The organism is Winogradskyella sp. MIT101101 (assembly GCF_047126865.1).
Lineage (GTDB): Bacteria > Bacteroidota > Bacteroidia > Flavobacteriales > Flavobacteriaceae > Winogradskyella > Winogradskyella ouciana.
The window spans coordinates 3,562,580-3,583,599 of the sequence record NZ_CP138982.1; the positions used below are offsets into that span (position 1 = coordinate 3,562,580).

Annotated in this window: 24 protein-coding genes and 1 pseudogene; 14 read left to right on the forward strand and 11 right to left on the reverse strand. The window is 34.6% G+C overall.

Annotated features, from left to right (window positions below; all coding sequences use genetic code 11):
• Positions 1-100: 100 nt before the first annotated feature.
• Both glmM and SIB89_RS16005 read left to right on the forward strand, forming a co-directional pair.
• Positions 101-1,489 carry a phosphoglucosamine mutase gene (gene glmM, locus SIB89_RS16000; protein WP_412560565.1) on the forward strand — a complete coding sequence of 463 codons (1,389 nt, stop codon included), beginning with the start codon at positions 101-103 and terminating at the stop codon, positions 1,487-1,489.
• Between the two features lie 11 nt (positions 1,490-1,500).
• Positions 1,501-3,006: an aminotransferase class V-fold PLP-dependent enzyme gene (locus SIB89_RS16005; RefSeq protein ID WP_412560566.1), complete on the forward strand. Its 1,506-nt coding sequence runs from the start codon at positions 1,501-1,503 to the stop codon at positions 3,004-3,006.
• A 6-nt stretch (positions 3,007-3,012) separates the two neighbouring features.
• Here the strand turns inward: SIB89_RS16005 and SIB89_RS16010 are convergent, their stop codons facing one another.
• Positions 3,013-3,903 (reverse strand): lysophospholipid acyltransferase family protein, encoded by an 891-nt coding sequence (locus SIB89_RS16010; protein WP_412560567.1) that lies wholly within the window; start codon positions 3,901-3,903, stop codon positions 3,013-3,015.
• Between the two features lie 58 nt (positions 3,904-3,961).
• Between SIB89_RS16010 and SIB89_RS16015 the strand changes: the two genes are divergently transcribed.
• Complete coding sequence (locus SIB89_RS16015) at positions 3,962-4,615, forward strand: rhomboid family intramembrane serine protease (RefSeq protein WP_412560568.1); 654 nt, start codon at positions 3,962-3,964, stop codon at positions 4,613-4,615.
• A 49-nt stretch (positions 4,616-4,664) separates the two neighbouring features.
• On the opposite strand, the gene SIB89_RS16020 is transcribed toward SIB89_RS16015, so the two are convergent.
• Positions 4,665-5,819, reverse strand: coding sequence for a redoxin domain-containing protein (locus tag SIB89_RS16020; protein WP_412560569.1), 1,155 nt, complete (start codon positions 5,817-5,819; stop codon positions 4,665-4,667).
• A gap of 151 nt (positions 5,820-5,970) precedes the next feature.
• On the opposite strand from SIB89_RS16020, the gene mnmE reads away from it, so the two are divergent.
• The 11 genes and pseudogenes from mnmE (at position 5,971) to SIB89_RS16075 (ending at position 13,399) form a co-directional block, all read left to right on the forward strand.
• Positions 5,971-7,380, forward strand: a complete 1,410-nt coding sequence (gene mnmE / locus SIB89_RS16025) for a tRNA uridine-5-carboxymethylaminomethyl(34) synthesis GTPase MnmE (RefSeq protein ID WP_412560570.1) — start codon at positions 5,971-5,973, stop codon at positions 7,378-7,380.
• Positions 7,381-7,510: 130 nt separating this feature from the next.
• A complete protein-coding gene (locus SIB89_RS16030) occupies positions 7,511-7,963 on the forward strand; it encodes a helix-turn-helix domain-containing protein (RefSeq protein ID WP_412560571.1) in 453 nt (150 codons plus the stop codon).
• A gap of 7 nt (positions 7,964-7,970) precedes the next feature.
• Positions 7,971-8,294: an Arm DNA-binding domain-containing protein gene (locus tag SIB89_RS16035; protein WP_412560572.1), complete on the forward strand. Its 324-nt coding sequence runs from the start codon at positions 7,971-7,973 to the stop codon at positions 8,292-8,294.
• Positions 8,288-9,064 (forward strand): tyrosine-type recombinase/integrase, encoded by a 777-nt coding sequence (locus tag SIB89_RS16040; protein ID WP_412560573.1) that lies wholly within the window; start codon positions 8,288-8,290, stop codon positions 9,062-9,064. The genes SIB89_RS16035 and SIB89_RS16040 overlap by 7 nt, the downstream gene beginning before the upstream one ends.
• On the forward strand, positions 9,064-10,011 hold the full coding sequence (locus SIB89_RS16045) for a DUF6617 family protein (RefSeq protein WP_412560574.1): 948 nt from the start codon (positions 9,064-9,066) through the stop codon (positions 10,009-10,011). The genes SIB89_RS16040 and SIB89_RS16045 overlap by 1 nt, the downstream gene beginning before the upstream one ends.
• 158 nt (positions 10,012-10,169) lie before the next feature.
• Positions 10,170-10,469 carry a helix-turn-helix domain-containing protein gene (locus SIB89_RS16050; RefSeq protein WP_412560575.1) on the forward strand — a complete coding sequence of 100 codons (300 nt, stop codon included), beginning with the start codon at positions 10,170-10,172 and terminating at the stop codon, positions 10,467-10,469.
• Positions 10,466-10,762, forward strand: coding sequence for a helix-turn-helix domain-containing protein (locus SIB89_RS16055; RefSeq protein WP_412560576.1), 297 nt, complete (start codon positions 10,466-10,468; stop codon positions 10,760-10,762). Before SIB89_RS16050 ends, SIB89_RS16055 begins: the two co-directional genes overlap by 4 nt.
• 26 nt (positions 10,763-10,788) lie before the next feature.
• Positions 10,789-11,202 carry a hypothetical protein gene (locus SIB89_RS16060; protein WP_412560577.1) on the forward strand — a complete coding sequence of 138 codons (414 nt, stop codon included), beginning with the start codon at positions 10,789-10,791 and terminating at the stop codon, positions 11,200-11,202.
• A 138-nt stretch (positions 11,203-11,340) separates the two neighbouring features.
• Positions 11,341-11,658, forward strand: coding sequence for a BT4734/BF3469 family protein (locus tag SIB89_RS16065; RefSeq protein ID WP_412560578.1), 318 nt, complete (start codon positions 11,341-11,343; stop codon positions 11,656-11,658).
• Positions 11,659-11,806: 148 nt separating this feature from the next.
• Positions 11,807-11,944: pseudogene (locus SIB89_RS16070) on the forward strand (PriCT-2 domain-containing protein); the annotation flags it as partial.
• A 150-nt stretch (positions 11,945-12,094) separates the two neighbouring features.
• Positions 12,095-13,399 (forward strand): DUF3987 domain-containing protein, encoded by a 1,305-nt coding sequence (locus tag SIB89_RS16075; RefSeq protein ID WP_412560579.1) that lies wholly within the window; start codon positions 12,095-12,097, stop codon positions 13,397-13,399.
• Between the two features lie 8 nt (positions 13,400-13,407).
• Here SIB89_RS16075 and SIB89_RS16080 read toward each other — a convergent pair whose 3' ends face one another.
• The 9 genes from SIB89_RS16080 to SIB89_RS16120 form a co-directional block, all read right to left on the reverse strand.
• Positions 13,408-13,986 (reverse strand): TetR/AcrR family transcriptional regulator, encoded by a 579-nt coding sequence (locus SIB89_RS16080; protein ID WP_412560580.1) that lies wholly within the window; start codon positions 13,984-13,986, stop codon positions 13,408-13,410.
• A 30-nt stretch (positions 13,987-14,016) separates the two neighbouring features.
• Entirely contained in the window at positions 14,017-14,439 is a 423-nt protein-coding gene (locus SIB89_RS16085; protein WP_412560581.1) for a DoxX family protein, read from the reverse strand.
• Between the two features lie 18 nt (positions 14,440-14,457).
• The gene (gene ygiD, locus SIB89_RS16090) at positions 14,458-15,246 is read right to left on the reverse strand and encodes a 4,5-DOPA dioxygenase extradiol (protein WP_412560582.1); all 789 of its coding nucleotides are present in this window, start codon (positions 15,244-15,246) and stop codon (positions 14,458-14,460) included.
• Positions 15,247-15,351: 105 nt separating this feature from the next.
• Positions 15,352-15,882, reverse strand: a complete 531-nt coding sequence (locus SIB89_RS16095) for a YceI family protein (protein ID WP_412560583.1) — start codon at positions 15,880-15,882, stop codon at positions 15,352-15,354.
• 277 nt (positions 15,883-16,159) lie between these two features.
• The gene (locus SIB89_RS16100) at positions 16,160-16,930 is read right to left on the reverse strand and encodes an SDR family NAD(P)-dependent oxidoreductase (protein ID WP_412560584.1); all 771 of its coding nucleotides are present in this window, start codon (positions 16,928-16,930) and stop codon (positions 16,160-16,162) included.
• A 512-nt stretch (positions 16,931-17,442) separates the two neighbouring features.
• Positions 17,443-17,751 (reverse strand): phosphoribosylpyrophosphate synthetase, encoded by a 309-nt coding sequence (locus SIB89_RS16105; protein WP_412560585.1) that lies wholly within the window; start codon positions 17,749-17,751, stop codon positions 17,443-17,445.
• 180 nt (positions 17,752-17,931) lie between these two features.
• The gene (locus SIB89_RS16110) at positions 17,932-18,864 is read right to left on the reverse strand and encodes a DsbA family protein (protein WP_412560586.1); all 933 of its coding nucleotides are present in this window, start codon (positions 18,862-18,864) and stop codon (positions 17,932-17,934) included.
• 292 nt (positions 18,865-19,156) lie between these two features.
• A complete protein-coding gene (locus tag SIB89_RS16115; protein WP_412560587.1) occupies positions 19,157-19,726 on the reverse strand; it encodes a YceI family protein in 570 nt (189 codons plus the stop codon).
• Between the two features lie 97 nt (positions 19,727-19,823).
• Positions 19,824-20,651 (reverse strand): helix-turn-helix domain-containing protein, encoded by an 828-nt coding sequence (locus SIB89_RS16120; protein ID WP_412560588.1) that lies wholly within the window; start codon positions 20,649-20,651, stop codon positions 19,824-19,826.
• Positions 20,652-21,020 lie beyond the last annotated feature (369 nt).

The window sequence follows — 21,020 nt, forward strand, 5'->3', positions numbered from 1 at the left end:
TGAAAATGAAACATCTACTAATAACCTGACTATTGCAATCACATTATTAAGATGTTTTATGTGACCTTACACTAAATCATTACAAACACATAAAAACTATATGACTTTAATAAAATCTATTTCAGGAATTCGAGGCACCATTGGTGGAGCAGTGGAAGAGAACTTAACGCCAATCGATGCGGTAAAATTTGCAGCAGCTTACGGGACATGGCTAAAGCAACAGCGCAATAAAGACAATTATAGAGTTGTTGTTGGAAGAGACGCAAGAATTTCTGGGGAGATGATTCAGAATTTAGTGATGAATACTTTGGTAGGCTTGGGCATCCATGTGATTGACGTGGGATTATCCACCACACCAACTGTTGAAGTTGCCGTACCTATGGAACATGCCGATGGAGGTATCATCTTAACGGCAAGTCACAACCCAAAACAATGGAATGCCTTAAAGCTTTTGAACCATAAAGGTGAATTTTTAAATGGTGCAGAGGGACAAAAGATTTTAGAGTTAGCTGAATCCAATGATATGTATTTTGCTGAAGTGGATGATTTAGGGAAAATCACGAAAAACGACGCCTATATCGATTTACATATCGATGAAGTTTTAGATTTGCCTTTGGTGAATAAAAAAGCCATTGAGGATGCTAACTTTAAGGTTGTTGTTGATGGAGTGAATTCAACAGGAGGTATAGCCATTCCGCTGTTATTAGAACGCTTAGGAGTGCATCCTGTGAAGTTATATTGTGACCCAACGGGTCATTTTCCACATAATCCTGAGCCTTTAAAAGAGCATTTGGGAGATTTAGCAAAAGCTGTGGTTAAAGAACGTGCCGATTTAGGTATTGTAGTGGATCCTGATGTGGATCGTTTGGCTTTTATGGATGAAAAAGGAGAGATGTTTGGTGAGGAATATACTTTGGTTGCCTGTGCGGATTATGTATTGAGCAAAAACCCTGGAAATACAGTCAGTAATATGAGTTCCACCAGAGCTTTACGCGATGTCACTGAAAAGCATGGAGGTATGTATGAAGCCAGTGCTGTTGGAGAAGTGAATGTTGTTGAACTCATGAAAAAGAACAATGTGGTGATTGGAGGAGAAGGTAATGGTGGTATCATCTATCCTGAGTTGCACTATGGTCGTGATGCTTTAGTGGGTGTGGCTTTATTTTTAAGTCTATTGGCTGAAAAGAAAATGACGGTTAGTGAATTGAGAGCGACCTATCCAAATTACTACATGAGCAAAAAGAAAATTCAGTTGACGCCAGGATTGGATGTTGATGGTGTTTTAAGTACTATGGAGTCTAATTACAGTCATGAAAAATTAACCGCTATTGATGGTGTAAAGATTGACTTTGCAGATAGTTGGGTGCATTTACGCAAGAGTAATACTGAACCTATTATTAGGATATATACCGAAGCACAGTCCCAAGAGGCAGCTGATTCTTTGGCAGACCGTTTTATTGCTGAAATTAAGGCTGTCGCTAATATTTAGTAACTTTGAATATGATTTCTCAAGCTACAAAACAACATACCACTGAACTTGAAGCTTATTTTGAGCCATTCAGAAAACACATTATCGGTCAAGATCAGACTTTTGTGTCTCCTTTTGGTGAGCAACGCATTATCTATACAGATTGGACAGCTTCTGGCCGTTTGTATCGACCGATTGAGGAAAAGCTCTGTAACGAGTTTGGACCATTTGTAGCCAACACGCATACCGAAACAACCGTTTCTGGTACGGCTATGACCAAAGCGTATCACAAAGCAAAGCATATTATAAAAGACCATGTTAATGCCAATGAAGATGATGTTTTGATTGTTTGCGGTAATGGAATGACTGGCGTTATCAATAAATTCCAACGTATTCTAGGGCTTAAGGTTCCTGAAAACTTAAGAGAATATACTGATATTCCTGATGAGATTAGACCTGTGGTTTTTATATCCCATATGGAGCATCATTCCAATCAAACCTCTTGGTTAGAGACCATAGCTATGGTTGAGGTGATTCCACCAGATGAGGATGGTTTATTCAGTCTTAAAAATCTTGAAAAGCTACTTAATCAATATAAAGACTGTACGCTTAAAATTTGTTCTATTGTTGGAGGTTCTAATGTTACAGGTATTCAAACACCACATCATGATGTTGCCAAATTAATGCACCAACATGGTGGAGTCTGTTTTGTGGATTTTGCCTGTTCTGCACCTTATGTCAATATGGATATGCATCCTAAAGAAAAAGATGCGTACTTAGATGCCATTTTCTTTTCGCCACATAAATTTTTAGGTGGACCAGGAACGTCTGGTGTATTGGTATTCAATAAAGAGTTGTATAAAAACATGGTGCCAGATTGCCCAGGTGGAGGAACTGTAAGTTGGACGAACCCTTGGGGCGAACATAAGTACATTGACAATATAGAGGATCGGGAAGATGGAGGTACGCCAGGATTCCTTCAAACTATAAAAACGGCACTTTCCATAAAGCTTAAAGAGCAAATGGGAGTTGCTAACATGCTGAAGCGTGAGCATGAATTGATTGATACTATCTTCAAAAAGTTAGAACCCGTTTCTAATATCAATATTCTTGCAGGTCAGCATAAAGACAGATTAGGTGTGATTTCGTTTTATATTGATGATTTACATTACAATCTCGGAGTAAAGTTATTGAACGATCGATTCGGTATTCAAACACGTGGTGGTTGTAGTTGTGCTGGTACTTATGGGCATTTTTTGTTACATGTAGATCAACAGACTTCAAAAGAATTGACTGATGAAATCTCCATAGGAGACTTGGTACGAAAACCAGGTTGGATACGTATGTCCATTCACCCAACAACCACCAATGAAGAGATGGAATTTGTTTGTGACAGCATTATTGCCTTAGCAGAGCAACATGAAGATTGGGCTAAGGATTATGAATATTCTAGATGCAATAATGAGTTTATTCATAAAACACTTATAGATCAGCCTTGCACAGCGACCAATGTTGATGATTGGTTCGATTTGGATTAAAGACATCTATTGGAATTCAGGCGGCACCTTATCACGATGTTTCCAACGCTTGTGCGTCCAGAGATAATATTGCGGAGCTTCCAAGATTTGTTCTTCAACGAGTTTAAAGAAGATGTCCGTTATGTCGTAGTCTTTATATTCCCTAGGGTTTTCTGTAATGATTTTGAATGTAGTTTCGTAGTAACCGCGTTTTAAGCGCTTAACTCCAAAGAACACCACGGCCATGTCGAGTTTTTTTGCTAACATTTCAGCACCAGTGTACATCGGTACTTTTATGCCCATGAATTCATTCCAGTGAAATGCTTTATTGACTTTTGGAGACTGGTCGGAAACGAAGCCGTTAATGGTTAATTCGCCTTTACTTTTAGATTCGTTAAGTATAGCATAGGTTTCCTTGGTTGTAATTAAATGCGAATTGTATTTTGCCCTGATTCGTTTTACCAATCGATCAAAATATTTGTTCTCTAAGCGTTTATAAACCGCATACCCTTTATGTTTCACATAGGTCTGTAAAATAAAGATCCACTCCCAACTTCCGTAATGTGCGCACATGAGTATGATGCTGCGTTGTTTTTCTTCGAGATCGTTAATAAGCTCTACATTACTGAATTTAAAACGCCTTTGCATTTCGGCTTCAGAAATTGTGAGTGATTTAATAGCCTCAACCATCATATCGCATAAATGGTGATAAAACTTGCCTGTGATATCCGTAATTTCTTTTTCGGATTTATCAGGAAATACCAATCTCAAATTTTCTTTTACCACAGATTTTCGATAACCAAAAACCTTGTAAACGAAAAAGTAAATAACGTCTGATAGACCATAGAGCAACCTAAACGGTAATATTGAGACCAACCAAAGTATGGGATAAACTAAAATGTAGGCAATAAGTTGCATAAAAGCATGTTCTTTCTGAAGCGCAAATATATTATATTTGATTCAATAGATATTTTTTATGTACAATTTAGATCCTGTAACCATTGCAATTATTGCTACAAATGTTATTATGTCATTAAAAGGTTTTGATGATCGCTTATTTTTCGAGAAGTATAAATTCAATGTTGGTAGTATAAGACGAGGTGAACAAATCCGTATGTTTAGCTCTGGGTTTTTACATGTAGATACGACACATCTATTATTTAATATGTTGACCTTATATTTCTTCGCCGATACTGTAATTGTTGCGTTAGGCCAATTAAACTTTATAATTATTTACGTCGCAAGCTTGGTTTTTGGTAATTTGTTGTCACTCTATTTTCATAAAGAAGAGTTTTGGTATAGCGCTGTTGGTGCCAGTGGTGCTGTAACTGGTATTTTGTATGCAGCCATACTTTTACGACCAGATATGAGTTTGTATATGTTTTTTGTACCTATTCCAATTCCTGGATATGTTTTTGGGATTGGCTACTTGTTATATTCCATTTACGGGATGAAAAATCGTATCGGCAATATAGGCCACGATGCCCATTTTGGTGGCGCTGTTGGTGGTTATGCCGTAACTCTTATTCTCGTGCCCAGTTTGTTTAAAACGGATTTGGGTCATGTAGGACTTTTGGCCATACCTATTATCATTCTGTTTGTACTTTATAAAATGGGCAAACTGAATTAAAAAAAGCCTGCCAAAGGCAAGCTTTTAAGTTTTATTCTGTATTTGGTATTTATGCTTTTTCGAGCAGCTCTTTAACTTTATTCTCTAGAGCTTTTCCTCTTAAGTTTTTGGCTACTATTTTTCCATCAGCATCTAGAATATAGGTTGCTGGAATTGACTGGATATTATAAAGTCTTGCCACAGGATCATTAAAATACTTTAGGTGAGACACTTGGTGCCATTTTAGGCCGTCTTTTTCAATAGCATCTAACCAGGCCTTTTTAGGATTTTGTTGTCTGCTCTGACCATCTAGTGAAACTCCAATGATTTCTAGACCTTGGTCGTGATACATATCGTAGATTCTCACCACGTTTGGGTTTTCTCTTCTACATGGTCCACACCAAGCTGCCCAAAAGTCTATTACGGTTACTTTACCTTTGATATCATTCAAACTGATGATATCACCATCTGGAGTAGGAGCTTCAAAATTTGGAGCTATTTTACCTTCTTCTAAATGTGCGGTTTTTTGATACTCCTCATATAGTGCATCTAATTTTTTCTTTACTTCTTGTCCTTTGGCTGATTCCTTTAAATTAGAAGAAAGATTTTCATAGGCTTCCATGAATTTAGCCACTTCAAACTTTGGTTTGTTAGCCTCTAAACCTATGAGATTTAGACTAAAATACATGTCATTATTTTCCTTTACAAAGTTTAAAGGGTGCTCTGCTAGTTTGATGCTTACCTTTTCGAGTTCTTTAGAGAGTGAATCGCGTTTAGCAGCTTCTTCAGGCAATTTTACCTGTCTATAATGCTTCATTACTTCTCTACCTTCTTCCCTTATTTTTTTAATGCCCTCTTCAAACGCTGCGTAGCCTTCATGAGATTCAGAACCAGATATTTTTGATTCCAAAAGATTCTGTTTGTTAATTTCTACGTCAATTTCGCTATTTTCCAGCATTAAGATAGCATTGCCTTGTGTACCATCAACTGAAATAAAGTGGATACTAGGCTCTTCAACTGAACCTTTTAGGGTAAACTTACCGTCCATTACAATTGCTGTATCTAAAAATATCTCACGTCCTTGCTCATCTAAATTTTTTAGATACACTCTAATGCCGTTGTAAACACCTTCGGCATTACCATTTATAACAAAATCTGTTCTATTCTCTTGTTTACAGCTCGCAAGCAATAATCCAATTAAAAGTATAGTCAGTATTCTTTTCATTTTCATAAGTTTTTCTATTTATAGCCGTACAAATATATAAACAATGGTGAATAATCGTTCTAAAAGCCTTGTGAATTAAATCTTAAAATACAAAGCCTTACATTTTAACCATCTTATATTTTGCAATACTTTTGCACCAAAGCACAGAACTATGCATAACGATACTATTGTAGCTTTAGCAACACCATCTGGAAGTGGTGCCATTGCGGTTATACGATTGTCTGGTAAAAATGCCATTGGCATTGCTGATAGACATTTTAGGTCTGTAATAGACCAAAAGTCCCTTAGCAATCAAAAGACGCACACCATTCATTTGGGTCATATCATTGATGGTGATAAAACTTTGGATGAAGTTTTGGTATCGGTGTTTAAAAACCCCAATTCCTATACAGGTGAAGACGTCGTGGAAATCTCTTGCCATGGCTCTCAATATATACAGCAGGAAATTATTCAGTTGTTCTTACGACAAGGCTGCAGAATGGCAACGGCGGGTGAGTTTACCTTACGTGCGTTTTTAAATGGCAAGTTAGATCTGAGTCAGGCGGAAGCTGTGGCCGACTTAATCAGTAGTGATAATGAAGCATCGCACCAGATAGCCATGCAACAAATGCGCGGAGGCTTTTCTTCTGAAATTGCGAAGCTGCGTGAAGAACTTTTGAATTTTGCGTCATTGATTGAATTGGAACTCGATTTTGCCGAAGAAGATGTTGAATTTGCCGATAGAACCCAATTTAAAGAATTAATAGAGCGTATCAATTTTGTATTGAAACGACTCATAGATTCGTTCGCTGTTGGCAATGTAATTAAGAATGGAATTCCGGTGGCCATAGTGGGTGAACCTAATGTAGGAAAATCTACTTTGTTAAATGCTTTGTTGAATGAAGACAGAGCCATTGTTTCGGAAATTGCAGGTACAACTAGAGATACCATAGAAGATGAAATTTCAATAGGAGGCATTGGTTTTAGATTCATTGATACAGCAGGAATCAGAGACACTAAAGATGTGGTTGAAAGCATTGGTATTAAGAAGACCTTTGAAAAAATAGAGCAGGCGCAAGTGGTGATGTTTTTAGTGGGCAGTCCTCAGCTGGCAGTTGGCAGTGAAGCTGTAGAAGCGTTTAAAATTGAAATTGAAAAAATAAAAAATAAGTTTCCACAAAAACAGTTACTGGTGATATTGAATAAAATAGACCAGATTACAGATACGGATTTAGCGGAGCTTACCACAAGTCTTGCACCTCACGTAAAAAACCTAATTCCTATTTCAGCTAAAACAGGCTTTGGTGTGGAACAATTGACGGATTCGCTACTCAATTTAATAAATACTGGTGCACTTAGAAATAACGAGACTATTGTAACCAATTCTCGTCATTACGATGCTTTATTAAAAGCATTTGAGGAAATCCAAAAAGTGAAACATGGCCTAGAGACTGGTCTTTCAGGTGATTTATTGGCCATTGATATACGCCAGGCTTTATACCATTTTGGAGAGATTACAGGTGAGATTACCAATGATGATTTACTTGGGAACATTTTTGCTAATTTCTGTATCGGGAAATAACTTACTTTCTTTTATTTGTTAATCCCTTGTTATTGTTATATTTATAATATTTTACCTTCTTTTATTTGTTGTTTATTTGCTCTTTTTTGATTAAATTTGTTGTGTATCTGTTGCCTAAAACATAGAATTGTTGCCCATTTCTGTTGGCGAAGATATTGGCGAAATGATGCACCATAACACACCACGTTGCACCATTACGCTACATAAAGCACCATTTATGAGCAGTAATTTATTCATTCCTAAAACTTGTAAGCATTGCGGTAATGCGTTTACAGCACGAACAACAGTTACTAAATACTGTGGTGATACTTGTGCAAAAAGAGCCTATAAGGCGCGCAAACGTCAAGAAAAAATTCAAGCTACTCTTACTGAAGATATGCAACAACAAAAAGAAATTGTTGAGGTTCACAATCCTAATGCAGTAAATAACAAGGATTTTTTGAGCGTTACAGAAGCCTCACAACTTATTGGAGTAAGTAGATGGACCATTCAAAGAATGATACAACAAGGACGTTTAAAAGCAGTTCCTTTTGGTAGAAAGCGTATTGTGGCCAGATGGCAAATAGAAAACCTCTTTAATTAATTCCATTATGAAAGTAACATTAAGACAACGCAAAAAGAATAATAAAATTAGCCTGTATTTAGATTACTATCATAAAGGCAAACGTAAAACTGAATACTTACGTTTATACCTTACACCAAATCCTAAAAACAAAACGGAAAGAGAGGTCAACAAGAAAACCAAGCAATTGGCTGAAACTATTTGTGCTCAAAGACAGATTGAAATTCAAAACGGTATTTATGGCTTTCAAGATATTGAAAAGCTAAAAGGCAGTTTTATTACTTACATCACAGCTTTAGCAGAAAAGAAGAATACAAGCTCTGGCAATTATGGAATTGGAATAGTATGCTAAAACATTTAAAAAAGTTTTGTCCAACAGATGTTAGTTTTCAAGATATAGACAAATCGTTTGTTGAACGTTTCAAAGAGTATTTAGATAAAGATGCAATAGGTAGAGCAGGTAAGCAACTGTCCCAAAATTCAAAATATTCGTATTACGGTAAATTTTCAGCTGCATTAAAACAAGCGGTCAAGGATGGCATATTAAAAGTAAATCCTGCAAATGGTGTAGAGTATTTTAAACAAGGCGAACCTCAACGAGAATTTTTAACGCTTGATGAATTACAAAAGGCAGTTAATACAGAATGTGAACTGCCTATTTTAAAGAATGCTTTTATTTTTTCAGCTTTAACCGGATTACGTTGGTCAGATATTGAAAAACTAATATGGTCAGAAATCCAGCACTCAAAAGAAATGGGATATTATATCCGATTTAGACAAAAGAAAACTAAAGGTGTCGAAACCTTACCAATATCAGACCAAGCAAGAAATCTATTAGGAGAGAAAGGTAATCCAGACGATAAAGTATTTGATCGCTTACATTATAGTGCCTGGTCTAATTTAAAATTACAACAATGGATGATGAAAGCAGGTATTACTAAAACTATTACGTTTCATTGTGCTCGTCATACCTACGCTACCTTACAATTAACTTTGGGTACAGACATATATACTGTATCAAAATTATTAGGTCATAAAGAGTTACGCACTACACAGATATATGCCAAAGTAATTGACGATAAAAAGAAAGAAGCTGCTAACCGTATTCAACTGGATTTATAATGAAAGGAAGTATATTTTCAAGTTTGGTTTCTATAACCAATGGCTTACATAGAGATAATAGACAGGAAAAGGATTTTAAGTACTTATTGTCTGATTTTAAATTGAACCAAAAAGCTAATGACGCAGTTTTTAAAGTAAATTTTAAAAAACCTTTAAATGCGAAAAAAGAATACTATCAAAAGCTAATATTTAATGAAACAGAAAATACAGTAGCATCATTTGCGAAGGAATTTCCGAAAAATGCAACTACACCAGAAAATAAATACAGCTATACCATTCTACTTAATAAATTTGATAAGTACTTAAATGACATTGCGCCTTATATCAATAAAAGAGGTATAACAACAGATTTAAATAATGATGACAATTATATCATAAACTACTTAAAAGTATCTGTAATAAGGTTGTATGCTGAACTACAAGAGCAATACGGACAGTTTTCGGAAAATACAAAATTCTCTATTTCTGAAATTGCAGAAAAATACTTTAATGATGAAACTTTTGATGTTAGCTTAATAGAAAAGAACACCACTAAAAAAGTTGCTACCAAAAAAACATCAAAATCTAAAGCAACATCCAAGACTTCTTTTGGATATAAAAGTAATGACACTTCAACTTTGCTAACTGTACTTAAACAAGTAAATCTAAAAATCGATTTGTTAGATAACCGCACAACTGTTGAACAGTTGCACCAATTGTTATTAGCAAAAGATTTTGCAAATACAGAATCGCAAATTTATCTTCAATGCGAAACTACACAGTTTAGTTACCTTGTAACAAAACTTAAACCGTTTTTTAATGGTTTCAATCCTACCTCAATAGAACGTTCTGGAAAATTTATTACTAAAACAGGTACGCTATTAAAGGCGAATAATCTTCACAAAAACAAAGTTCACAACCCAAAAGAAAAGGAAGATATAGATAAAACTATCCAACAACTGCAATAAAAAACAGTAAGAATAGTAAGAAACCTTACTGTTATCTTACCCTTGTTTTACACTCTTACTAAAATCGGCGAGCCAATTTTAAACATTTGTCCTGTTCTTGAAATACAAGAATGACATTTGGCCAGATGTCCATTTCAATTATTTAAAATTAATTAGTTATGGACGAAATATTAGAACGTCTCAAAATTATTGAAAAGCATGTTTTAGACAGAAACATTATTGTAAAAAACGTATTGAGCTTTAACGAAGCGTGTAAGTTTTTGGAGTTATCACAATCCCATTTATACAAACTTACAAGCACAGGAACCATTCCACATTACAAACCGAATGGAAAGAAAATTTATTTTAACAGAGTTGAGTTAGAACAATGGTTATTAAGTAACCGTGTAGATTCACAAGACGAAATCGAACAGCAAGCTGCCGATTACCTAATTAAGAAAGGAGCGGTGAAGTTATGACTGAAATAATCGATTTAATCTTGGCACTCTCACAAGATGTTAAGGACTTAAAAGCACGTATCGAATTGTTGCGACAATCGAGAGCAGAAGTATTAAAAGATACGTGGATAGACAATCAAGATGTATTGCAGACCTTACATATAAGTAAGCGAACACTACAAACTTTAAGAACAAATGGCACTTTACCTTACAGCAAAGTAAAAGGTAAATTTTACTATAGAGTTGCTGATATAGAGCAATTGCTTCAAGACAACTACTACAACCATAATTTCAAACGAGATGGAAATAAGTAGAGAAGCAATTTTAGACAAAACACATTATGGTTTTAAAAATCTATGCCTATGTGTTGAGACAGTATTATCCTAATCAAACAGTCCTTTCTGTAAAAGGAAGGGACTGTGGGATAACTCGCAATCCGTTTAACGGTGGTAAAGAAACCTTACGTATTCATATTGATGGTATAATAGCAACACATAGAGATACAGAATTAGAAGCCTTTAAAGGTGATGTATTCGATTTTGCACAATACCATTTTAGAATAACCGATGAAGAGGAATTATTCCAGAAGATAAATAAAGAGTTACATCTAAATTTAGAAGTCAAGGAAAAAGACGAATTGGAATGGTTGAATGAACCAGACGATACCTGGTATGCCAACTGTAGCTTTTTAAAGCACCTGTTCGCAATGTGTTTCCTTCGGAAACCTTGCGACTACATCAAGTATTTGCATTAATCACAAGTGATAAATACAAAAGAATTACTGAAGAATTAAGAGCAATTACCAATGTAAAAGAAGCACGTAAATTCAAAAGCGAATCGCTTTGATTACGTAACACTTTCAGGAACATTTGAAAAACGAAGCGATAGTAATTTGCTAAAGCATTCTAATCTATTAACTATTGATTTTGACCATTTAGATAAACTGCAAGAGTTAAAAACACAATTGTTGAACGATGAATGCTTTGAAACCGAAATGCTATTTACCTCACCATCTGGAGATGGTCTTAAATGGATAATCAGAATTGACATTTTAGAAGTATCTCATAGTGAGTATTTTATTGCAGTAGCCAATTACATTAAGCAAACCTATAATATAGAAGTTGACCAGTCGGGTAAAGACGTTTCCAGAGCGTGTTTCTTACCATACGACCCAACAGCTTTTTTACATAAAAGACATCAAAAATTATGACAAAATCATTTAACCAAAAGATTGGTTAGACGTTCCAAAAGAGCAACCAAAACTAATTGTCAGCAATAACGCAACAACTAATGTTGTTGCTGTTGCTGATAACGACATAGAATCCTATATAACTGCAATTGAGCAGTCTGGTACAGATATAACAGGCAATTACGCTACTTGGCGAGATTTAGGCTTTGCTTTAGCTGAAGAATATGGAGAATCAGGTAGAGATTATTTCCACCGAATAAGTAAAAATTATTCAGGTTATAATACCAAAGAATGTGATGCACAATTTGATAAATGCTTAAACGCAAAAGGACACGGAATTACAATAGCTACCTTTTACCATTACGCACATCAGTCAGGTATCAAACCGACTAAAAAACAGTACAACAGCGAAGTTGCAACAAACGTTGTAACTGTTGTTGATACACCAAATGAATCTATGCCTACAATACCAGAAACGGTATATGAGAATTTGCCACAGTTTTTACAACAAGTTGTAAATCCTGCTAATGGACAGGAAGAAAAGGACATTTTATTATTAGGTGCATTAACAGCATTTAGTGCGTGTTTTCCTAAACTCTTTGGAATCTATGACCAACGTAAAGTGTTTTGTAATTTATATCTATTTGTAACTGCACCTGCTTCCGCAGGAAAAGGAAGGCTTAACCAAATTAAAAATTTGGTAGAGCCTGTTCACAAATTAAAACGAGAACAAGCAAAAGTGCTAAAACAGCAATTTCAGACAGAAACAGCTACTTATAATATGAACAAGGGTAAGGATGAAAACTTGGAAAAACCGAGTAAACCACCAGAGCGAATGCTCTTCATTCCTGCTAACAATAGTGTAACAGGTGTATATCAATTAATCTCTGATAATAAAGGCAGAGGCTTAATTTTTGAAACCGAAGGCGACACTTTAGCACAAGCCTTTAAAAGTGATTATGGTAATTATTCCGATGGTTTTCGTAAAGCCTTTCATCACGAAACAATAAGCTATTACCGCAGAACGGATAGAGAATACGTAGATATTGAAAAACCGTGTTTATCAACAGTATTATCAGGTACACCTAAACAAGTGGCGACTCTAATACCCAACGCAGAAAATGGTTTGTTTAGTCGTTTTATGTTTTACTATATGAATATAAAACCAACTTGGAAAAACGTGTTTCAGAACAGCGATAAAGTAGGTTTAGATGATTACTATAACCAATTAGGTAGTGAGTTTTTGGGACTTTACAAAACCCTAAAAAACAACCCAGAGATTGAAATACGGTTAGCCACAACTCAACAACAGCAATTCAACACCTTTTTTGAATCTTTACAAACCAAATACATCAATCTACAACCAGAAGAATACATTGCAACAATAAGACGTTTAGGCTTAATTGCGTTTCGTGTTATGATGCTATTCACAGCATTTCGTATTATGGAGGATGGTGATGTAAACGCAACTAAAGAATGTGAGGATATAGATTTTCAAAACGCACTAACCATCATTTCAATTTTAGTAAAGCATAGTAGTAAAGTGTTTAATGATTTACCAATTGAGCAAAAAGCAACAAAACGTTTAAATAAAAAAGAACGCTTTTTAGAAAGTTTACCAAAGCAATTTAATAGGCAAGATTATTTAGATTTAGCTACCAAACAAAATATTCCGCATAAAACGGCAGAAGGCTACATTACCAAGTTTGTAGAAGCAGGATTATTACATAGAGAAAAAAAAGGGGTATATATAAATCAGTAAAGTTTAATTTACTTTTTCTTTTGCGCTTGATTAATAATACCCTTCAAGCTTACACCAATAGAGTTGTCAAGTATGTCCCTTGCACTATAATCTGTAGGTAAAGCATTATAGGTTATAATTTTATCTAAACTCATAAGATGAAATTCACAGAATAACTCGGTATGTATAGATTTGTTTATTGTACCTCTTAATTGTCCTTCATCCAAAAAATCCTTAATAATTCCAAAAATTATTTTTCTACGATTCTGGTCATAAATCTTATAGCTATCAGAATAATATTTTTTTAAATCGAAATGAAAAACAGGTGTAACTTTCATTAAATAATTTAAGGCGTATTCATAAATCTTCTCTATCTTTTGAATTGTAGAATTAGTATCACCTATAATCTTGTGTATAGCTTTAAAATGTAATTCAAAAAGAAATTGAATGACATTATTTACTAATTCTTCTTTTCCTGCAAAATGTATATACAACGTTTTTTTTGATATACCCATCGCTTCAGAGATATCATCCATTGTTACTACTTTGATGCCATAACTTTCAAACAACTTAAGAGAATTAATAATAATTTTCTTTTTTAAATTCATTGTTTAAGTGCTTAAATCAAATTAATAATTTTATTCCTTTATTCGATAACTTTGCATAATAGCATCAAAAGAATACTTACCGCTACCAAGAATTAATAATACTACATAGCCCAACAAGTAAAACAGACCTAATTCTTTCATGGCATAGGGATCGCTTCCATGAATCATCAATACGGCTACCAACATAGTTACAATCAATGGAATGGCTGCTATTCTGGTAAAAAGACCAATCAGCAGTAATATAGAACATAAAACCTCTGAAAATACCGTTAAAACTAACGAAATAGTGGGGCTCATACCCATTACACCTGGAAATTGAATATCACCGCTAAACAACATTTGCAGTTTAGGGATTCCATGAACAAGCATCATTATACCTACACCAAACCTTAATAATAAGACAGCTATACTAACACTGCTTTCGTTTAATTCAATTTGCATTAATTTTTTCATAATTCATTGTTTTTTTTTCTAACCTATCTTTACTGAAGTCATTGTTAGTGAACCTCCAACAGGTTTGTCATTAAATAATTCTATAGTTTCGTTTTCTTCTTTTAATGCCAATGTATATAACAGCGGCATATAATGTTCTGGAGTTGGAATTGCTAAATCAAATGCCTTTCCTTGGGATTTAAAATTGATTAAATTTTCATGATTGCCACTTAAAATATAGCTTTTCATTTTTTCGTTGGCTTCTATGGCCCAATCAAAAGCAAATTCTTCATTCAGCCTGTTCCATTCCACTTTTCGTAGGTTATGAACCATATTTCCACTTCCAATAATTAAAACGCCTTTATTACGTAGACTGTTAATTTCTTTTGCCAATTCATAATGGTATTTGGCGGACTTCGTATAATCAATACTCATTTGTATTACAGGAATGTCTGCATTAGGATATAAATGTTTTATAACACTCCAAGCACCATGATCAAGTCCCCATTTATCGTCAAATCCCACTTCTGTTTTACTAATGATGTCCCTAGTTTCTTTGGCCAATTCCAGACTTCCAGGTGCAGGGTACTGAACATCAAACAGAGCTTGAGGAAAGCCTCCAAAATCGTGAATAGTTCTTGGGTTTTGCATAGCGGTAACATAAGTCCCATTGGTTTCCCAATGCGCCGAAATACAGAGTATAGCATTTGGTCGTATCAGCTCTTTACCTAATTGTCTAAACCTTGCAACAAATTCGTTTTCTTCAATAGCATTCATTGGGCTTCCATGACCCAAGAATAGTACAGGCATTTTTCCTGTACTACTCATTGTAGAGGTCATTTTATTTAAAATCTTTCAAAGTCATACTTGAACCTATTAATGGCAAGAGTGCCACGGATTTGATAAATTGTTTTCTATCCATTTCATAATTTATTATGAAACTTGTTTAACAAATTGAACTTCTGCATTAATCTTAATTTCATTTCCAACCATAACACCTCCAGCTTCTAAAGCTGCATTCCAGTTTAATCCAAAATCTTTTCGGTTAAGTTTTCCATTGATAGAAAAACCTGCTTTTTCATTGCCATAAGGGTCTTTCATAAAGCCACCAAATTCTGTGTCTAATTCTATTTCTTTGGTGGTTCCTTTAATGGCTAGGTCACCTATCAATTTAAAATCGTCGTCATCAACTTTTTGAAGTGATTTGCTCGCAAATGTGATTTCTGGATATTGCTCAACCTCAAAAAAGTCAGGACTTTTTAAATGTGCATCCCTGTCATCATTATTAGTAGAGATAGAACCAGTATCAATGGTTACATTAATTTTAGAAGATCTAAAATCTTCTCCGTCAATTGAGGCATCAAAAGTTTTAAATTCTCCTTTTACGTGAGAAATCATAAGGTGTTTTACCTTAAAAGTTATTTCGCTGTGTGATGGGTCCAATACCCATTTTGTAGTTTTCATAATTCTTGTATTTTTATGTTAATATTTTGATTCAAAGATAGTTGCTGTAGGATTGCTGCTATTACAGTTTTAGGTAATTGAATTATAGATTTAGGAAGTTCTAGTTTTCTGGATTAATAATTCACATATTAAATAATAGGGTCGCAAACCATCCAACAGCATACCACCAATCAAAGAATGTGGATGGTTTTTAAACTAACTACAAGGGTAAAACACATTAAAAAATCAATGAAAACCATAAACCTTTGTAATTTTAATTACTTTGCGACCCTAATAATTATGCGTTCATTCCTCCATCAATAACTTGCGTTGTTCCAGTAATAAATTTACTTTCATCACTTCCCAAAAATTGAACGAGTTGTGCAATTTCAATCGGGTCTGCGTATCGACCTAATGGTATTGAATTTTCAAAAGCTTTTTTCATACCAACGGCATCATCAGGGTTATAGCCAGCTTCCAGCGAGCGCATCATTCTATTATCAACAGGTGATGGGTTTATGGTATTTACACGAATTTTACGAGGTGCCACTTCTATTGCAAGGTTCCTCATCATACCCACAACAGCGTGCTTACTTGCAATATAGGCCGTTACATTGGGACTGCCTGCAATTCCTGCTACAGAGGAAGTAAGGATAACACTTCCACCATCTTTCATTTTTGGTAAAACATATTTGTTACCCAAAAAAACACCCTTCACGTTTACGGCAATCACTTTGTCAAATTCATCTTCTGGATAATCTACCGTTGGCTTCACTACGCCTTCAATCCCCGCATTGTTAAAGAATATATCTATTTTGCCAAATGCATTTATGGCTTCTGTTACATACCGTTTCACATCTTCTGACTTGGTAACATCTGCTGCAGCATATTTAATGTTTTTACTTCCTAATTCATCCGCTACCTTTTTTAGTGAGTCCTCATTGAGGTCTACCAAAAACACTTTTGCTCCATTGTCTAAAAACAGTTTGGCTGTTGTTTTGCCAATACTACCAGCGCCTCCGGTTATAATAGCCACTTTATTTTCTAATCTTCTTACAACTTTTTCCATAATTTATATTTTTATGTTATTACTTTTTAATGAAACAAAGTTCGCAATTAGGGTAGTGTTATAACTTACACTTTTAGGCAGGAAGGTTGTAATCTTGGGAAATAAAAGAACCAATCAGTGTAAAAACTAATCAATATGTTCTTTGTAGAATGACTCAAAAAAATTAAGGATAAATAATCGTATAGATATAAGCAAAGAGAATCATAACGAGCACCGTGCCATAGGTAATGTTGGTTTTGCCTTTATTCAATGAAAGCATGACGGTAAACTAAGAAAAAGCGAGTAATACCATAGATTTTTTGTCAATTCCAAATACTATTAGACTGACCTACCACTCACATAAAATGGCTGCGGCAGGAATTTTAAATCCAAGACTTGCGTTTATAGATCTTACAGAAAGGTTAATACTACTTTGAAACTTTTTTAAAAGAACCTCTAATGGCCGCGACACCTTTAGGTAAAAGAATTATAAATGTGATTATAATACCTATTAGTGCTTTTGGCAAATCATTTTAACTTAGAGGCTTGCCGAGTTTAGCAATCAATTCAGCCGAATCGGTGTCAGCATAAATACCATAGGCATTTACCAATAAGCCTTTAGCATTGTTCTTAATGGATGAAATGGCATATAATATGCTTTCATTATCTACATCCGACATTTCTTGAAAGCGGTACACGATATCTACCTCAAACTCATTTGGCTTAAGTTTTAAATGGTTTGATGGACATTCTATACAGTAACTTTTTATATTAAAATTTGAGATATATCCTTGCTGTATTAAATCGTTTATCGCTTCTGTTAAGGTCGTATATGCTTTCATTGTATCGATTATTATTCAGTTAATTTCGTTCTAAAGACACCCATCAGATAAATGAACGTGTGAAATCTCAACGGGTTCTATAAATTGAACCGGTATAACACATAATCCTGTGTTTACATCGCAGTACTCTGGGTATGTAGTATATCTGGGTTTCATAATTACGCCTTTTTATTGTTTAAATCACATATTCCATAATCTCAGACTATATAAATTGCCGTTCTTGGTTTCTGTTTTTTTAAGTTGGTTATTACTGCACAACCATTCAAGAGTTTCTTTCGCTATGAGAAAGTTAATATTAGACAATTCCGCATATTCCTTCACTGTGAGTGATGGATAATGAGCCATCAAGTTGTTCAACGAATTATCATAGAACTTTTTCTTACTTATGGGTAAAAACCTTTTTATTGCCAGTTCATAGTCCTTATAGGGTTTAGACCCATATACAAGTTGTTCATAGCCATCTTCATTGATAAAAATGATTGTTGGAAAACCACGAATACCTAATTGTCGACCTAATTCCAAATCTTCCTCAAACAACTTTTCTGCACTGCCATTCTTATAATCTTCTTTCAATTGGTTTACATCCAGTTTAGCAACCAAAGCAGCGTCAACTACATGTTCCCATTTGGTAATATTTTTCTTTTCAAGAAACAGCAGTTCACGCAATCGTCGTAAAAATATGAGCGCCTTTTGGTCATCCTGCAGCTGTGCAGCTTTAAAAGCTATAGATGGCGGATAAGATGAATGTAATGGGTCTTCCAACCATACATCACCATCTATGGGCATTTGATAATGCTGACTCACTTCATCCCAATGATGTGCAACATCTTCTGGTTTACTTATACCACCACTATTATAACTCCAGTCGGGTAACAATCCACCCATTCTATATTCAAACTCTAGCAGGTGTCCGTATTCTAGCTTCAACTTTCGTAATTGTGGTTCTATGCCCCAACAGCTTGAACAAATTGGATCTGTATAATAAATCACTCGAATCGGCTTCATTACAGCAGCAATAGTTTCTAATTTTTGAGAGTTAGGCGTAACAACAGGAATTTCACAAACACCTGTTACTGGGTCACAAACTATTGGGTTTTCCATATCAACATTCATAATGTTTTTTTTAAATCAAAAATATTTTAAGCATTGTTCTTAAGATTGTTAACTTATTCATCAGGGTAAAACTTGGATTTGAGAATACTTCTTTCCACAATCCCTGTAAACAACAGCAGTATTGCTATCGTTAGTAGTAAATAAAATGGAAATCCTACCAATTCTTCTTTTAATACAATTAGGATAAGTACAGCTGAAATTAAGTATCTTACATAAATGTCTTGTTTGCTTATCTTTTGGACTCTAAACTTTTTCATGATGTCTAAATTTTAATTTTTAATTAGCAATAATCTTACTGTTTGGCGAACTGTAGATGAACTACAATATCCACATCTTTTCCAATGCCTGCTGCCGTAGGGTCGTAATTAATGTTGTAATCAAACCTATTTATCGTTGTCTTGGCTTTCAAACCCAACTTTTCACCTTGGTCGCTTTTGGCTATACCACCATAATAAACATCAAAAACAACAGCTTTGGTAACATCTTTTATAGTCAAAGTACCATAGAGTAGATAATGGTCTGGTTTGCCAGTTGCTAAAATTTGCGAACTTTTAAAAGTCATGATTGGGTACTTTTCTACTTCAAAAAAATCAGCACTCCTTAAATGGTTATCTCTTTGGTCTACATTGGTATTAATACTGGTTGTTTGTACCGTAAAATTAAAGGCAGCACCTGTTAGAGTGTCTCCTGTGGTAGATAATGTTCCGGTATAGTCCATAAATTTTCCATTTACCAAACTAATTCCAGAGTGTTCAATGTTAAAATTCAAAGACGAGTGGTAAGGATCTACCTTCCATTGGTTCTGTGCAATTGCACCAGCAGTAAATAAGGTCAGTACTGCTAAAATCATTAGTTTTTTCATAATCAAATAAATTTAAAGGGTTAACAATTATTTGATTACAAAATTAAGGGAGAAGCAACAAGTCCTAATTACACTTTTAGGTAAATGGATTATAGTTTTAGGAAGTAAGCATAGTTTTCATCTCTTCCCTAAACTCACCTGGTGTTTGTCCAGATTTTTTTTTGAAAACATTAGAAAAGTAAGAGTTTTCATTATAACCCAATTCATAGGCTATTTCTGCAACGGTTTTATCTGTGGAAGTTAATAGATTTTTCGCCTCAATTAACTTTCTAGTTTCAATGATTTCAGATACACTTTGCTGCAGGATATTTTGGCAAATCAAATTGAGATTCCGTGTACTCATAAACAGCTTTTCTGCGTAGAAACCAACACTTAAAGGACGGCGAAAATTTTCTTCTAAAATAGATAGAAAATTAGTGAACGTTTCATTTTGGTTGGTTGATACATCTGCACTTTGTTGCTGTTGTTTCTCTGAGAGTACAATCGATATCACAGCATTAAGCAAATGTCTAATAATGGAAAAATCTGGGCTTGGTTGCGTTAATTCGTTATACATCATTTCAGTCAAAACCGGAAGACGTCCCGTAAGCCTTTCAACTGGCCAAAAAATATTAGCATTGTTATGAAAAGCGGAGTAGAGCTGAAAAATAATTTCAGCCGCAAATTCACTCTGGAACCTTATAACCCAAACATCGCACTTGCAATCTTTTAAAATGGGTTTTACTCTATGCATCTTCCTTTTACTTACAAAACAAACGTAAGGAGCGGGAATAATCGTGGTCTCAAAATCAATAAAATGCTCTATAGACCCATCCATACCAATAAGAATTTCTTCAAAATCATGAGTATGAGGCTCATTCATTGATGAAGTTACTTTTTGGGCATCCTCTATGCCAAATCTAAATATTTTTATGGGCTGGTCCATTAGAGGGTATAATTCTAAACTAATTTACAAATTTTAATTCATTTCCTCATGCACAACCCAGAGTTCTCATCTCACATTTTTGAAGAAATTAAGGATTTAAGGAAATTAAGGATTTAAGGATGTCTTTGCATTTTCGACAGGCTAAAACCTTACATTATTAAAACGCTATAAAGTCATAAGTCCCATAAATATCTTAAATTCAAGGCTGTAATTACATCAGCAGACGAATTTTGGTCGTAGGTCTTTTGAGAATACTGCTTTAACAAAAACCTGAAAAAGACCACCGCAACAACTGTACGAAAACGGTTAAGGAAACGAGGATTCTAAATCCTCATTTCTTTATATTATAATTCAGTATCCTCAAATCCT